Below are 14,671 nucleotides of genomic sequence, written 5' to 3' on the forward strand. Positions count from 1 at the left end.
ATATCGTGCCCACCCGGAACCCCCGGGACCGCTATACCGAATGTACATGAATTAGAGGAAAAAGAGTACTTGGATTTATTTAGTTCACCTACAGCCAATACCTCCCCGGTTGAGGACAACACTCGAACCTGAACTCCCTCCCTAATATCATCATAGCCATCCGATCCCCGACAATCACCAACCGACGCATACTGGGTCACCCCATCGCGAAGCGTGAATACCCCCTTCGCTTCGAAATCTCCCGGAGAAAACAACCATGCGCTCAACCAAACCAAACCACCTACCAACACAGCAGAGAGGAAACCAGCCACAAACACAAGCCAGCTTCTGCGCCAAACGGGCCCTCTAGTAGTCCCGACCGACTGTTGTTGCGAGTGCTGCTGTTTCAGCTGAACCACGTCAGTGTAAGTACTGTAAGGATACGAGCTTCGCCCGTACTCTGTCATCAAAACCCCCTGAAGCGAGTTGACTACGCTTTGACCATGCCAGAAAGCACACGAAATATCAAAGCGCTCAAGATATCGAATCCGCAACAACATTGTCCATGTCAAGTTATCAACAAATCACCTGCCCAGCACATGATTACGAGAGCGAAGTAGTACTTACAACCCGAATGGGCCCTGCGAACAACGCGTCGGGAACGGAAAATCTGACGAAGAAACAGTGAACCCTGCCCATCATCCACTTCCAAAAAGAGCATTGTGAACGATACACGCAGGGCACGCCTCCACTCACGTACCACGATATTCCTAGATGATAGAGAGCAGCGGTTGCCGCACTTCCTTACCGACCGGGGATCGTTCCCGGGAGTGGGCGAACAGGTTCAGGTGACAGGAAATGTCTCGGTGGTCGCGCAACGCGACCGAGCCGGAGAACAGCTCAGCGGTCACAAGCCGATCGTCGTAACTGGGACATCGCGATCCTGACAGCCAACCTCTCGCCGGAGAGCCCGGCCGCGTCACGCAGTTGCCTGAGCGTCTCAGCCAGGCTCCTGCGATTCAGCTGCTCAGTGTCGGGTTCGAGCATTCCAGTCGCTCAACGTCTCGGCATGTGACAAGGCTACGTCCCGCCACGCCAGATACCGCGTCAAATCGGGATTCTCCAGCTGTCGTCTGGTGACCAGAGTGCCGTCGGAATCGAAACACAACTCCACCACCAGCGACTCGTCGAACAACCAGAAGTCGCGCTGGGGAAGATCGAAGTCCAGGTCGGTCAGGTCCAGAATCCGGATGTCTTCTCCTGCATCGAGATTACCGGGAATCCCCCAGGCAAGCTGGTAGCGCTGATACTCGTTGAGCGGCCGACGGACAGTCCGGACACGCCCGACGTTCTTACCGGCCGCCAAGAACGCACGAACCCGCTCGTGCCACCTCGAATTGTGCCCCTCCGGTTTCGGTTCCCCGGCCCGGAACAGCCGTAAGTTCTCCTGTCCCTGCTCATGTTGTAGGTGGACTGGCATTCGAAGCGCCAGGCGGAACGCTCACACTCGGCGAACCTCCTGCCGAACTCCTCGGCGTCCAGGAGCACTTCAGTACCTCCCCGAGTCCTCGACCGGTCTCAGCGCCGCCGATCCGGACAACGCCGCCACAACGTGCAGAACGGTTTCGACCGGTAGCTCGACAGTGGTGGACATCGACGAGAAGCACCGCCACGTCGAACTACACGATATCCGTTCGAAGTCATGGGCACGGGTGACCCTCGTACGTGATGAGCATCCATGGATCGTCGATCAACTCGGTCCGCTCCGACTGTGGGACGAGGTGGAGGCGGCCTACACGTGGTGGTCAGATACCGGGAGGCCAGGGCCGGGTCAGTACGAACTCACCGTGACTCAGGACGGCACACACACGGTTCGAGTGGACGCAGCGGACGGTGTGCTCTCCTGGAACATCCGCGTCTGAGGCCTCGGTGACACCGCGAACAGCTACCTTGTGCGTCCGATTGATCCTGGAAAGTGGCATGATCCGATCATGCGCTGTCGAACGACCACGAAGGCCGGTAAGCCCTGCCCCAACGGGGCGCGTCCCTCCGGGCTTTGCCACATCCACGACCCGGCGGTGCAGTGCGGCGGGACCACCAAAAGGGGAACCCGCTGCACGGTCGCCACCGGCGGCGGACGGTGCGAACATCACGGAAAGACGCGCTCGAAGAACTCACAGCTCGACCTGTGGCAAAGCCGTCGGCAGAAAGCCGATTCCGGGAAACGTGCCGAGCGGATCACGGTGTTCGACCCGGTACTCGGACCGATCAACACCGACGCCTATCCCCCAACCAGTACTTCCCGGATAATCGATCATCCGAGGTGACCACGTCGAGGGATTGTCCGTGAGGCAGCAGAACCGACCGGATGTGGAGCTAAGCCGCCCCCTCGATGCGCGCACGTAGCGCGGGAAGACCGGCGTCACGCACGGCCGCCACGAGATCCGCGGCAACCTCCTGCCTGCTTTCCCCCTCCGCATCGAGTACCCACCATCGATCCTGCCCGTCGACCAGTTTTCCGAGGCGCTGCTGCCACTGACAGCTGGTGCTGTACATCGTGTTGGGACTCGGTCTCTCGGGCAGGTGAGTCCTCGATTCGCGTAATTCCTTGTACCCGGCTCGGTGGATGACGCTCACGTTGACCGTGAACTTGAGCCACTCGCTGGAGCTGGAGAGCGAGGACTGGATGCCGATCTCGGCGAGGTACTCGCGCGAGGGCAACCTGTACCGCTTGCCCGATCCCTTGAGGCCGAGCTCGCGAAGCGCCGGGGCGACGTCGTCGCGGAGCATCTCGGCCAGAACGTCCTGTGCTTGACCCATGGGCGCAAGGTATCGATCGGGACCGACAAGCACGGTCGGCTCACAACCCGTCGAACCGTTGCCGGCTCACGCACTCGGAACGTTTCCCGCTGGTGGAAAGCTCAAGGAGTGCCGGTGCCATGTGAACCCGGTCCGGGCTGGCACGGACAGCCAATTCTCCTTCGCGGTTAGAGATTGTTCAAGCCCCGCAGTACGGCCGACAGCATTTCTTCACCAAGCGGTGTGCAACTGCCCGCACTCGCGGGAATGGGGATGTGTCGGCGCGTGGGAATATCGTCTGCGAGGTCTCCGTGAAACAGGATTCGATACCCGCTTGGTCGACTATCAGACTTGGAGGGGACTCCCTCGGCCACTGGTTACCTCGTTGTTTCTGCCGTGGTAGCGCCATACAGCCGCGTTTTGGCACTTCTCGCGGCAGGGACCGTCGATGTCGATACGTTCGATCCGACCGGCTTCGAACCGGACACCGCATCGGGTGCGCAACAGACATTCCGGTAACCGCTCATCGGTTCCGCGCACCACTCGCTGATATTCGGGTGCCTCTCCCTCGCGATAGCGAGCCCGTTTCATTTCCCACCTTTCCGAGTCATTCATGTGTGGGTGGACAGTCCCCGCCGAAGACGGGGAAGGAGCGTGTCGGGGAATCTCCGCAACGACGAGGACCGTCCTGTGAGTAGTCTCGGCGCTACTTTCGGTGCACGGTAGAGTCGAGCCGTTCACAAGGGTTCACAAGTGAGGCAGTGATGGCGACGGGAGCAGACCTCAGAGCGCTCCGGGAAGAGGCGGGGATCAGCCTTGCTCGGATGGCCGGCCGGACCCACTTCACGAAGTCCCACCTGTCCATGATCGAGACAGGTAAGCGCTCGATCGCCGCTGAGGTCATCAGTGCCTATGAACAGGCCCTCGGTAAGCCGCTGACTCCCCCGCAGGACGACCCGGTGCGCCTCGCGCACGAGTGGCTGGTCTCGACCTCTCCGATGGCCGTGCAGACCCGCTCGGGACGGACGGTCGGTGCTTCCCTTGCCAGCGAGCTGGAGGCTCGTGTGGTGGAGCTGAGGCACCTTGACGACACGGTGAGCAGTGAACAACTGGGGCCGGTCATTGCCAAGGAGCTGAGTGAGGCTGAGAACTTGGTTCGCTGTGCCAACTTCACAGAGCCTGTCGGCAAGCGATTGTTCACCGCTGTCGGAGAGCTGTCCCAGCTCGCCGGATGGGTGGCCAGTGATGCCGGTCGGTACAGGCAAGCTCAGCGGCTCTACCTGTCCGGAGTAGCAGCCGCGAACGAAGCGCACGACAGGGTGCTCGGAGCACAGCTCCTGTCGAGCCTGAGCTACCAGATCGCCAATGTCGGCAAGCCCGCTGACGCTGCCCTGTTGGCTCGCACCGCCGTCCAAGGAGCGCAGGAAGCCACTCCGGTCGTGCGTGCCCTGTTTCTGGAACGCGCCGCTTGGGCCGCGGCGAAGGCAGGAAAATCAGAGGCGACCTGGAGAGCGCTGGACCAGGTTGACGACTCCTACGAGCGACGTGGAGCCGGTGAGCCGGAGTGGGTGTACTGGCTCAACCGAACCGAAATCGACGTCATGGCCGGACGCTGCATGATCGAACTGGGTCGGCCTCGCGAGGCCGAACCCCTGCTCTCGGCAGCCATCGCCAGCTACCCACCCGAGCACGCGCGAGAGGTGGCCCTGTACCGCTCCTGGCTCGCCGAGTCCTACGCACGGGCAGGGGATCTCGACGCAGCCCGCGAAGCGCTCGACAGCGCCAAGCGGTACGGCTCCGAGATGCCCTCCGTCCGCAGCGATACCCGCTTCGAGACGGTCGAACAGTTGCTGTCCACTTAAGACTCGGTTGAACTTCGGGAGTTAGCCCAAATCAGCACGGTGCCGAGAAACAACAGGAACCCGCACTCACACATCGGGCATGTCAGTACGGGTTTCCTACCGCTGAGCTGAAAGTTTGACTTTATCGACCGAGAAGTGTGTGAGACCCCGAGCTTTCCGCTACACGTTGAACCTGAACTCGACCACGTCGCCGTCCTGCATCACGTACTCCTTGCCCTCCAGCCGGACGTTGCCGGCGGAGCGGGCGGCGTTCATCGAACCGGCTTCGACCAGGTCCTCGTAGGAGATGATCTCGGCCTTGATGAAGCCGCGCTGGAAGTCGGTGTGGATGGCACCGGCGGCCTCCGGCGCGGTGGCGCCCTTGCGGATCGTCCAGGCGCGGGCCTCCTTGGGCCCGGCCGTGAGGTAGGTCTGCAGCCCCAGCGTGTGGAACCCGGCCCTGGCCAGCGCGTTCAGCCCCGGCTCCTCCTGCCCCACCGAGAAGAGCAGCTCGCGAGCGGACTCCTCGTCCAGCTCCAGCAGCTCCGACTCGACCTTGGCGTCCAGGAAGACCGCGTCACCGGGCGCCACGAGCTCGCGCAGCTCCTTGAGCTTGGCCTCGTCGGAGAGCACGCCCTCGTCGCAGTTGAAGACGTAGAGGAACGGCTTGGTGGTCAGCAGGTTCAGCTCGGCGAGCTCGGGAACCTCGGTGCCGCGCCCCGCCGAGAACAGGGTCTTGCCCTCCTCCAGCACCTCCTTGGCGGCCTGCACGGCCTCCACGGCGGGCCTGCGCTCCTTCTTGGTGCGCGCTTCCTTCTCCAGGCGGGGCAGCGCCTTCTCGATGGTCTGCAGGTCCGCGAGGATGAGCTCGGTGTTGATGGTCTCGATGTCGCTGGACGGGTTCACCTGACCATCGACGTGAACCACGTTCGAGTCGTCGAACACGCGGATCACCTGGCAGATCGCGTCCGCCTCACGGATGTTGGCGAGGAACTGGTTGCCCAGCCCCTGACCTTCGGAGGCACCCTGCACGATCCCGGCGATGTCGACGAACGAGACGGTCGCGGGCACGGTGCGCGCCGAGTCGAACATCTCGGCGAGCCTGTCCAGCCGCTGGTCCGGCAGCGGAACCACACCGACGTTGGGTTCGATGGTCGCGAACGGGTAGTTGGCCGCGACCGCTTCGTTGCGGGTCAGCGCGTTGAACAGCGTGGACTTGCCCACGTTGGGCAGGCCGACGATTCCGAGAGTGAGGGTCACAGCTGTCCAAGTCTAGGAGCCCGATTCGGATCACGGTCAGGCGGGCGAGCCGACCGCCCGCCGTGCCGGATGTGCGGGGCAGCCCCTCGGCACATCGAGACCGTCGGCGATCACCAGGGGGAGCCTCAGTAACCGCCGCCGTCCTCCTCCTGCTCCTGCTGCTCGCCGTCCTCCTGGTCCTGCTGCTCCTGTTGGTCCCCGCCACCGGGGCCCTGCTCGCCCTCCTCGCAGGAACCCGCCGTCAGTAGCGCCAGCGCCGCCAGTGCGGCGGCGAACCAGCGAGCGATGTCACGTCCCCGAGTCATGTCCCGAAGATAGGTGCCGGACTCCGATCGCGCAGCAGACCGCCTCACTTCCGGCGCTCGCCAGGGCCGAATCCCACGCCCGCACCTCTCGGGAAGCCCGGGACACCCGAACCATCGTGTCCGATTTCCGCTAGTGGGGCACGCCGAGCAGTGGCAGTCTCGACTCATGCTGGTCACATCGCAACAGGCCTACCGCGCCGTGGCGTCCCGGGACATCCGGTTCGACGGATGCTTCGTGACCGGCGTGCGCAGCACCGGTATCTACTGCAGGCCCTCCTGCCCCGCGCGCACCCCGAAGTCCGGCAACGTCGAGTTCTTCGCCACGGCGGCGGCCGCGCAGCAGGCCGGTTACCGCGCGTGCCGCCGCTGCCTGCCGGACGCCGTGCCGGGCTCGCCGGAGTGGAACCTGCGGGCGGATCTCGCGGGGCGCGCGATGCGGCTGGTCACCGACGGGCTCGTCGAGCGGGAGGGCGTGCCGGGGCTGGCCGCGCGGCTCGGCTACTCCACTCGACAGCTGACCCGCGTACTCACCGAGGAACTGGGGGCGGGGCCGCTCGCGCTGGCACGCGCCCACCGGGCGCACACCGCGCGGCTGCTGATCGCGACCACCGAGCTGAACTTCACCGACATCGCCTACGCCGCCGGGTTCACGAGCCTGCGCCAGTTCAACGAGACCGTTCGGGAGGTGTTCGCCACCAACCCGACGGAACTGCGGGCGCGGACGACCCGGCGCCGCTCCCCCGAGGGGCTCCCCGCTGGCACGTTGCGGCTGCGCTTGCCGATGCGGTTGCCGTTCGACGCCCCGGGCACGCTGGGATTCCGGCTCGGTCCCGCCGTGGAGGGGATGGAGTGGACGACCGGAAACGGTTACGGCCGGACCCTGCGACTGCCGCACGGTCACGGGGTCGCGGAACTCACCTCTCGAACGGACCACCTGGCGGTCACCCTGCGGTTGACCGAACTCCGCGACCTCGGCAGCGCGGTGGCACGACTGCGCAGGCTGTTCGACCTGGACTGCGATCCGGTGGCCGTCGACGAGGTGCTCGGCTCGGATCCCGCGCTGGCCGGAACGGTGGCGAGGACACCGGGAGTACGGCTGCCCGGCAGCGCGGACGGCACGGAAACCGCGGTGCGGGCTCTGCTCGACGAAGCGGGGCCCGACGAATCGGGGTTCGACGGAGCCGGACCGACCGGCGACGGCCACACCGGGCTCTCCCGGCTGGTCACCGAGCTCGGCGAACGAGTCCCCGCCCTCGACGGGACGAGCGAGGTCGTGCTGTTCCCGACCGCCGAGGCGCTCGCCGAGGGAGCGGAGCGCGTGCTGCCCGGATCCGGCGGCGGCGCGTCGGCGATTCGCGGGCTCGCCACCGCACTTACCAGCGGTGCGCTGCGGGTCGACGAGGGGCGCGACGGGGCGGAACTGCGCGAGGAGCTGCGCGGGGCGGGTCTCGGGGAGCGCGCCGCCGACCACGTGAGCACGCGCGTGCTGGGCGAGCCGGACAGCTTCCCGCTCCCCGACCGCGCGTTACGTCGCGGCGCCGGACTGCTGGGCCTGCCCGACGGCGGCGCGCTGCTCGACCACGCGCGGCAGTGGAGCCCGTGGCGCTCCTACGCGGCGGTGCACCTGTGGCGGGCCGCCCGGAGCGCCCGACACGCGACGAACCACGAACATCACACCGAATCCACGACGAGGGAGCCGACATGACAGCCAAATGGTCCATGATGGACACCCGTTTCGGCCCGTTCACCACGGTGGTCGACGGCGAGGGCACGGTGCTCGCCGCCGGGTGGACCGGCGCCGTCGACGAGCTGCTGCCGCTCATAGCGGAATCACTGCGGCCGCACGAGATCCGCAAGGCCACCGACCTCGGGGAGGTGAGCCGCGCCGTGCGCCGGTATCACGAGGGCGAGCTGGACGCGGCGGCCGACATCCCGGTCTCCCAGCGGTCCGGCCCGTTCCGGGAACAGGCCTGGCGGGTGCTGCGGGAGATCCCGGGCGGCAAGTCCGTCAGCTATCGCGACTACGCGGCGCTGATCGGGCGCCCCGAAGCGGTGCGGGCCGCCGCTGCCGCTTGTTCGCACAACGCGGCGGCGCTGTTCGTGCCGTGCCACCGGGTGCTGCGCGGCGACGGCTCGCTCGGCGGATTCCGCTGGGGTCTCGAACTGAAGCGACAGCTCCTCGACCACGAAGGTGGTCAACGTTAACCGTCTGGTCTGCCAGGGGGTTCCCGTGGCGGAACCTCTCGCACGGCTCTCGCTCCGGGAGACCCGACATCGAGTAGCCACCTACAGCCACGTCGGGCCTTCCTCACGAGAGCCGCACGAGAGAACCCGCGGCCGGTCCTGCTGCGAGGGTGGTCGGAGTGCGGCCTGCGGAAGTGGTGGGAGTTCGGCACCGCGTCGTCCCACCCCCCGGCGATTTCGTGGGAAATTTCGCGTCCGAGCCTCACCGCCGTAGGGGGCGTCAATTTCTCGAGAAATTGACGGAGCTGGGGCCACACCGCCGTGTCGGTACGTAAATTTCGCGAGAAATCGCGGCGCTCCGGAGAGCATCGTGGGGAAACGACCATGAGCGCGGCAGCGAGGACGACCCCGTACACGACCGGCCCCGGCCACTTGCGACCACTTTCGCGATCGGCACCGCCGCGGGTTCTCCGGCGAGTGCCTCGCGAGGACGCCCCCGACGTCGTGCAGGTCGCTACCCGATGTCGGGGCACCCGCAGCGAGGCGCCGCCGGGGGTTCCGCCACCCGCACCGCTGTGCAGACCGAGCGGAGCACGATCACGATCAGGTGCGGGTGGAGGTAACTCCTCCGATCTCACCGTTGCGGAACGCCTCCACGAACAGCCGGTAGTCGTCGCGCACCACGTCGGCGTAGCTCATCGCGAAGTCGCAGAGCCAGTCCGCGAACTCCTCCTCCCTGCCTTCGAGCACCTTCGAGATGGCGTCCTCGGTCTGGAACGGAACCAGCGTCTGGTCCGAGTCCGAGTCCGCGACACAGTGGATCTTGGCGATGGCACGTCCCAGGTAGTCCACCACCGGCCGGATGTCATCCGGTTCGGTGAGTTCGCCCCAGTCCAGATCGGACACGTAGGGCGAGACCTCGGAGACCACGTAGCCGGTGCCGTCGATCTCGGTGTAGCCCAGCAGCGCGTCGGCGTGCGCCTGCAGCGCCCGCTGCGACATCGCGGTGCGCTGCCCGTGGTGCAGGAAGTAGTTCCGGATCCGCTCATCGGGCACCACCGTCGCGGGCGCGGCCGCGTTGCCCTGCTTCACCGACAGGATCAGGTCGTTCTCCAGCGCCTCGTTCTCGCCCTCGATGAGCACGCTGTAGGCGGGCAGCCCCGCGCTGCCGATGCCGAAACCGCTGCGCCCCACCACGTCCTTGATCTGGTAGGCGATGTCGCGCATCTTCTTGTCCTGCGGAATCGTGCTCAGGTAGCGCTGGAACGCCTCGATGACGCGCTGGTACTCCTCGTCGCCGAGCCTGCGTACGCCCACCCCGTTACGGAACTTGCGGTCGTAGCCCTCGGTCTCGGTCTCGCGGTCGAGCAGCCCGCCCCTGCTCCGCAGCCGGGCCTGCTGCAGCACCTCGCGGATCGGCCCGTCGGTGGTGCCGAGGTTCAGCGAGAAGGCGGCGTCGTCGTCACCGGCCACGAACTGCCGCACCTGGTCGATGTAGGAGCGGGTGGCGCGGCGGATGAACTCGCCGATGTCCTCGTCCGGCAGCGCCTTGCTCCACCCGAGCAGCGCGAGGCTGGCGGCGAATCGCTGCAGGTCCCAGGTGAAATGTCCGAGGTACGCCTCGTCGAAGTCGTTGACGTCGAAGATCAGCACGCCTTCGCCGTCCATGTAGGTGCCGAAGTTCTCGGCGTGCAGGTCGCCCTGGATCCAGACCCTGCTGGTGCGTTCGTCGGCCCACGGGTCCTTGAGCCGGGCGACGTCGGAGTAGAACAGGCAGGCCGTGCCGCGGTAGAAGGCGAACGGCGAGGCGGCCATCTTGCGGAACTTGGTGCGGAAGGCGGCGGGCTTGTTCTCCATCAGTTCGGAGAAGGTGTCCACCAGGGTGTTCACGATGTACTCGCGGCGAGCATCCGGATCGTGGGTCTCCAGCATGCTGGACAGCTCGGACATGAACCGACCTTTCCCGGCCCGGTCACGCCGGACCGCGGTATCGACGCTGCTCGGTTGAGTTCACGCACCGGCACACCGAACGCATCACCGGCCCGCCGTGGTCGGGCCGGTGATGAACACGGTGTGGGGCTACGCCTCGATCGCCAGTGACGAACCGCCGCGCGACTTGCGCACCCGCAGGCGTACCGGAATACGCTGCCGCAGTTCGTCGACGTGCGACACCAGACCGACCGTCCTGCCCCCGGCGCGCAGCTCGTCCAGCGCGTCCATCACGAGGTCGAGTGTATCCCCGTCCAGGGTGCCGAAGCCCTCGTCGATGAACAACGTGTCGAGCATCGCGCCACCGGATTCGGAGCTGACCACGTCGGCCAGCCCGAGAGCCAGCGACAGCGAGGCGAGGAACGACTCACCCCCGGACAGCGTCTTGGTGGAGCGGGTGCGTCCCGAGTAGTCGTCGATCACGCGCAGGTCCAGCCCGCCCCGTTTGCCGTGCGCGCCCTGCTCGTCGGAGTGCACGAACGCGTAACGCCCGTCGCTCATGTGCCGCAGCCTGGCGGTGGCGGCCTCGGCGACCTCCTCCAGCCGCGCGGCGAGCACGTAGGAACGCAGCGTCATCAGACGGGCGTTCTGGCCCCGGCCGTTGATCACGTCGGTCAGGGCGTGCAGTTCGGCGAACTCCTCCTCCAGGGGCGCCAGTTCCTTCCAGGACTGCCGCAGGTCCCCACCGAGCTCGGACAGTTGCACACTGCGGTGCCCGAGGTCACCGAGCACCCCCGCTGCCTCGTCGGCCGACCTGCCGACCTGTTCGGCCGCGGCCGCGGCGCCTTCGGTGTCGACCTCGGTGTCGGTCGAGACGTCCGGCAGCTCGCGCAGGGTGGCCCTGGCCGCTGCGTCGCGGCGGTCGACGTCGGCCAGCCAGTCCGCTAGTTCGTCGATGCGTGACTGCTCCCGCCGTGCCTCCAGCGCCGCCTCGGAGCTGTCGAAACCGTTCTCGACGGCGATCCGCGCCAGCGCCTCGCGCTGCTCGGTCTCGCGGGTCACCGCGCGGTCGTGTTCGCCGCGTGCCCGCACCGCGCGTTCGAGGCGTTCGGCGAGTTCGAGCAGGTGTCGCCGTCGCGCGGTGACCGTGTCGAACTCGCCACGTGCCTCGCGCAGCCGTTGCTCCCGCTCGTCGACGGTCTCGGCGAGTGATTCCCGGCCGGAGCGCGCGGCGCTGATCCGTTTGTCGAGTTCGGTGCGCTCGGCTGTCAACCGCTCGGCGCGGTTGTTGAGCTCGCTCAACCGTTCGGCTCGGCGCTGCCGCTGATCCGCCAGTTCGCGCAGGTCGTCGCGTTCGGCGGTGGCCCGCTCGAACTCCTCGCGCAGTTGCTCTTCGGTGCGTTCGCCGAGCTGTTCGCGGAGCCGGGCGTGTTCTCGTTCGGCTTCCTCCAGCTCACCCCTCGCGTTGTCTCTGCGCTGCTGGTACTCGGTCTCGGTCTCGCGGGCCAGCCGTTCGTCGTCGGGGCCGACGGAGGACTCGCGCGGCTCGGCCGGGTGGGGGTGTTCGAACGAGCCGCAGACCGGGCAGGCCGCCTCGGATTCGAGCCGGGTGGCCAGTTCGGCGGCCATGCCCGCGAGTCTGCGTTCCCGGATGTCCTGCAGCTGATCGCGCGCTTTCTGGTGCTCGTCGACGGCGTGCTGTGCCCGTTCGCGTGCGGTGTCGCGTCGCGCCTCGGTTTCGGGGAGTCGCCGGGCGGCCTCCAGCGACGCGTTCAGTTCCTCGCACCTGGCGGTGACCGTCTCCAACCGTTCGGGGGCCTGTTCGGCTTCGTGGGCAGCCGCGCGGGCCTGTTCGAGTGCCTCCGGCAGTTGGTGCTGCTGTTGCGCGAGTTCCTCGTCGGTGGCGAGGTCGGCGGCGATGCTCTCGTCGAGTTCGGTGATCCGCGCTCGGTCGTGGCGCTGCTGCTCGGCCTCCTGCTCCCGATCGGCCAGCACGGCCGCTTCCTGGTGGTAGCGGAGCGACCGAGCGTGCAACTCGTCGGTGTCGGCGGATCCGTTCCCGGCGGGCGCCGCGCCGTCGGTTTCGTGATCGGGGCAATCGGCCAGGGCCCGGTGCAGCTCCCGCTCGGCATCGCGCAGTCGGGCGGTGCTGTTGTCCAGTTCCCGGGCCGCGTTGCCCACGGGAGCGGCGCGGCGGGCCGCGTCGAGCTCGACACCGGCGGCCCGGTAGGTCTCCGCCAGGGCGGCGAGTTCGTTGAGTTCCGCGCGGGCTTCGCGGACGCGTCGCACCTTCTCCGCGAGTTCGCGCTGCTGAGCCAACCTCTCCTCGGCCTGCTTGCGCTGTTGCCGGAGCCGTTCGTCCTCGGCGCGGGCGTGCTCGTACTGCCGGGCGAAGCTTCGTTCGATCTCGTCCAGCCATTCGGCACGGTCCTGGTCCTCGCCGGGTTCGTCACCCGCGACCTGGGCGAACCGGGCCAGCAGTCTCTCGCTGCGCTCCCGGGCGGTGTGCAGCTCGGCCCGGCGCTGTCTGCGCCGCTCGGCGAACCAGTCCTCGATGCGGGAGAACTGCCGGGTGTCGAAGAGTTCCTCCAGCAGATCGGCCCGCTCCTCGGCGTCGGCGCGCAGGAACCGCGCGAAGTCGCCCTGCGGCAGCAGCACAACCTGGCAGAACTGCTTCGCGTTCATCCCGAGCAGTCGGTTCACTGCCGCCCCGACGTCGTCGACGCGGGTGATTCCCTCGGGTGCTTCGCCTTCGGGAGGTTCGTCGAGCCAGGTCAGCGTGGCCTTCGCGTTCTCCTTGGTGGTGCCCTCGCCCCTTTTCTTGGGACGTTGGTACTCGGGGTTGCGCTCCACGCGCATCCGGCAGCCCTGCACGCTCAGTTCCAGCGAAACCTGGGTCGGCGTCTCCGGCGGTGCCGTGTCGCAGCGCAGCGCCTTCACCTGAACCTGGTCACGGGCTCCCGGAACCTGGCCGTACAGCGCGAAGGTGACGGCGTCGAGCACGGTGGTCTTGCCCGCCCCGGTGTCGCCGTGCAGCAGGAAGAGCCCGTCGGCACCGAGCTCGTCGAAGTCGATCCGCTGCCGGTCCCGGAACGGGCCGAAGGCGGACAGTTCCAGGTGATGCAGTCTCACCGCCGCACCTCCGCGGTGTTCACTTCGGACAGCGCACGGTCCAACAACGCGCTCTCCGAATCGGACGGTTCCTCTCCCCGGCAGTTGGCGACGAAGTCCCGCAGCAGCCGCGGCTCGTCGCGACCGCGCACCGCCTCCGAGTAACGCAGCGAGGCGCGGGCCCTGCCGCCCTCGGGTTCCCACTCCATGTGCACGGCGTGGGGGAATCGCTGCTGCAGCCTGCGCATCCCGTCCACCGGGCGGGCCTCGTCGGTGACCGTGGCAGAAACGTAGCAGTCCGTGGCGGATTCGTACTCGGGGTCGTGCAGCAGCTGTTCGAGGGTTCCCGACACGGTGGCCAGTTCGCGGGGCACGGGCAGTTCGATCCGGCGTGTTTCGGACAGCCCCTCGGAGTCCAGCTCGACCAGCCACACCGATTTGCGCTGCCGCGCCTCGGAGAACGAGTAGGCCATCGGGCTGCCCGAGTACCGCACCCGCTCGGTGATCCGCTGGCAACCGTGCAGATGCCCCAGCGCCACGTAGTCGACCCCGGCGAACACGTCGGCGGGCACCTGGTCCACCCCGCCGACGGCGATGTTGCGTTCGGAGTCGCTGCTGCCGCCACCGGTGACGAAGGCGTGTGCCAGCACCACGGACCTGGTGCCGGGATCGCGGCTGTCCAGTTCGCCCCGAACCCGGTTCATCGCCTCACCCAGCACAGCGGGGTGACCGCGCTCGACGTCCTCGGCCGCGCCGGGTGCCGTGCTGGTGCGCAGCACCTGCCGAGCCGGGTCGGGTTCGAGGTAGGGGATGCCGTAGAAGGCCACCGGTCCGTGCTCGTCGGAGAGCACGGTGGGCTCGTGCAGGGTGGCGACGCGGGTGTGCAGGTGCAGCCCGCCGGCGGCCGCGAATCCGGCGAACGCCCCTACCCGCTGCGGGGAGTCGTGGTTGCCCGACGTGACGACCAGCCGCGCGCCGGTCCGGCGGAGCTGTTCGAGCACGTCGACGCAGGTCTGCACCGCCTCGCCGGAAGGCACAGAGCGGTCGTAGAGGTCCCCGGAGATCACCACCACGTCCACGTTCTCGGCACGGACGATCTCGGCCAGCTCGGAGAGTACCCGCCGCTGGTCGTCGAGCAGGTCGTGGCCGTGGAACGTACGACCGATGTGCCAGTCCGAGGTGTGCAGCAGGCGCATGGCCGCACGCTATCGACACACCGCGGCGGTTCGATCACCCCGTCGGCAGTTGGTGTGGCACGGGAGA

The 14,671-nt window shown here is 67.2% G+C and carries 12 protein-coding genes; 4 read left to right on the plus strand and 8 right to left on the minus strand.

The features are described 5' to 3' along the window. Positions 1-749: 749 nt before the first annotated feature. Entirely contained in the window at positions 750-890 is a 141-nt protein-coding gene (locus BM150_RS24370; RefSeq protein ID WP_217641285.1) for a hypothetical protein, read from the minus strand. Between the two features lie 116 nt (positions 891-1,006). Beyond that, the gene (locus BM150_RS00950) at positions 1,007-1,459 is read right to left on the minus strand and encodes a DUF6879 family protein (protein WP_217641286.1); all 453 of its coding nucleotides are present in this window, start codon (positions 1,457-1,459) and stop codon (positions 1,007-1,009) included. Between the two features lie 511 nt (positions 1,460-1,970). Here BM150_RS00950 and BM150_RS00960 point away from each other — a divergent pair. Continuing rightward, positions 1,971-2,306, plus strand: coding sequence for a hypothetical protein (locus BM150_RS00960; protein WP_139219411.1), 336 nt, complete (start codon positions 1,971-1,973; stop codon positions 2,304-2,306). Between the two features lie 49 nt (positions 2,307-2,355). Here BM150_RS00960 and BM150_RS00965 read toward each other — a convergent pair whose 3' ends face one another. After that, a complete protein-coding gene (locus BM150_RS00965) occupies positions 2,356-2,799 on the minus strand; it encodes a DUF4304 domain-containing protein (RefSeq protein WP_092922336.1) in 444 nt (147 codons plus the stop codon). 743 nt (positions 2,800-3,542) lie between these two features. On the opposite strand from BM150_RS00965, the gene BM150_RS00970 reads away from it, so the two are divergent. Next, positions 3,543-4,640, plus strand: coding sequence for a helix-turn-helix domain-containing protein (locus BM150_RS00970; RefSeq protein WP_092922339.1), 1,098 nt, complete (start codon positions 3,543-3,545; stop codon positions 4,638-4,640). A gap of 159 nt (positions 4,641-4,799) precedes the next feature. On the opposite strand, the gene ychF is transcribed toward BM150_RS00970, so the two are convergent. After that, the gene (ychF, locus tag BM150_RS00975) at positions 4,800-5,879 is read right to left on the minus strand and encodes a redox-regulated ATPase YchF (RefSeq protein ID WP_092922342.1); all 1,080 of its coding nucleotides are present in this window, start codon (positions 5,877-5,879) and stop codon (positions 4,800-4,802) included. 125 nt (positions 5,880-6,004) lie between these two features. Continuing rightward, the gene (locus BM150_RS00980; protein ID WP_092922345.1) at positions 6,005-6,184 is read right to left on the minus strand and encodes a hypothetical protein; all 180 of its coding nucleotides are present in this window, start codon (positions 6,182-6,184) and stop codon (positions 6,005-6,007) included. A 166-nt stretch (positions 6,185-6,350) separates the two neighbouring features. Between BM150_RS00980 and BM150_RS00985 the strand changes: the two genes are divergently transcribed. Both BM150_RS00985 and BM150_RS00990 read left to right on the plus strand, forming a co-directional pair. Continuing rightward, the gene (locus BM150_RS00985; RefSeq protein ID WP_092922348.1) at positions 6,351-7,889 is read left to right on the plus strand and encodes a DNA-3-methyladenine glycosylase 2 family protein; all 1,539 of its coding nucleotides are present in this window, start codon (positions 6,351-6,353) and stop codon (positions 7,887-7,889) included. Then, positions 7,886-8,389 (plus strand): methylated-DNA--[protein]-cysteine S-methyltransferase, encoded by a 504-nt coding sequence (locus BM150_RS00990; RefSeq protein WP_092922351.1) that lies wholly within the window; start codon positions 7,886-7,888, stop codon positions 8,387-8,389. Before BM150_RS00985 ends, BM150_RS00990 begins: the two co-directional genes overlap by 4 nt. A 582-nt stretch (positions 8,390-8,971) precedes the next feature. On the opposite strand, the gene BM150_RS00995 is transcribed toward BM150_RS00990, so the two are convergent. From BM150_RS00995 to BM150_RS01005, 3 genes are all read right to left on the minus strand, one after another. After that, positions 8,972-10,318: a DUF2252 domain-containing protein gene (locus BM150_RS00995; protein WP_092922354.1), complete on the minus strand. Its 1,347-nt coding sequence runs from the start codon at positions 10,316-10,318 to the stop codon at positions 8,972-8,974. Positions 10,319-10,447: 129 nt separating this feature from the next. Next, the gene (locus BM150_RS01000) at positions 10,448-13,429 is read right to left on the minus strand and encodes an AAA family ATPase (protein WP_092922357.1); all 2,982 of its coding nucleotides are present in this window, start codon (positions 13,427-13,429) and stop codon (positions 10,448-10,450) included. Next, positions 13,426-14,604 (minus strand): exonuclease SbcCD subunit D, encoded by a 1,179-nt coding sequence (locus BM150_RS01005; protein WP_092922360.1) that lies wholly within the window; start codon positions 14,602-14,604, stop codon positions 13,426-13,428. Before BM150_RS01005 ends, BM150_RS01000 begins: the two co-directional genes overlap by 4 nt. Between the last annotated feature and the right edge of the window lie 67 nt (positions 14,605-14,671).

This window comes from Actinopolyspora alba (assembly GCF_900112765.1).
GTDB classification, from domain to species: domain Bacteria; phylum Actinomycetota; class Actinomycetes; order Mycobacteriales; family Pseudonocardiaceae; genus Actinopolyspora; species Actinopolyspora alba.

What these genes read in the sequence shown, in the direction of transcription:
- BM150_RS00950 (WP_217641286.1), bottom strand. Translation starts at nt 1,459, where the DNA reads ATGCCAGTCCACCTACAACATGAGCAGGGACAGGAGAACTTACGGCTG.
- BM150_RS00960 (WP_139219411.1), top strand. Translation starts at nt 1,971, where the DNA reads ATGCGCTGTCGAACGACCACGAAGGCCGGTAAGCCCTGCCCCAACGGG.
- BM150_RS00965 (WP_092922336.1), bottom strand. Translation starts at nt 2,799, where the DNA reads ATGGGTCAAGCACAGGACGTTCTGGCCGAGATGCTCCGCGACGACGTC.
- BM150_RS00970 (WP_092922339.1), top strand. Translation starts at nt 3,543, where the DNA reads ATGGCGACGGGAGCAGACCTCAGAGCGCTCCGGGAAGAGGCGGGGATC.
- BM150_RS00980 (WP_092922345.1), bottom strand. Translation starts at nt 6,184, where the DNA reads ATGACTCGGGGACGTGACATCGCTCGCTGGTTCGCCGCCGCACTGGCG.
- BM150_RS00985 (WP_092922348.1), top strand. Translation starts at nt 6,351, where the DNA reads ATGCTGGTCACATCGCAACAGGCCTACCGCGCCGTGGCGTCCCGGGAC.
- BM150_RS00990 (WP_092922351.1), top strand. Translation starts at nt 7,886, where the DNA reads ATGACAGCCAAATGGTCCATGATGGACACCCGTTTCGGCCCGTTCACC.
- BM150_RS00995 (WP_092922354.1), bottom strand. Translation starts at nt 10,318, where the DNA reads ATGTCCGAGCTGTCCAGCATGCTGGAGACCCACGATCCGGATGCTCGC.
- BM150_RS01005 (WP_092922360.1), bottom strand. Translation starts at nt 14,604, where the DNA reads ATGCGCCTGCTGCACACCTCGGACTGGCACATCGGTCGTACGTTCCAC.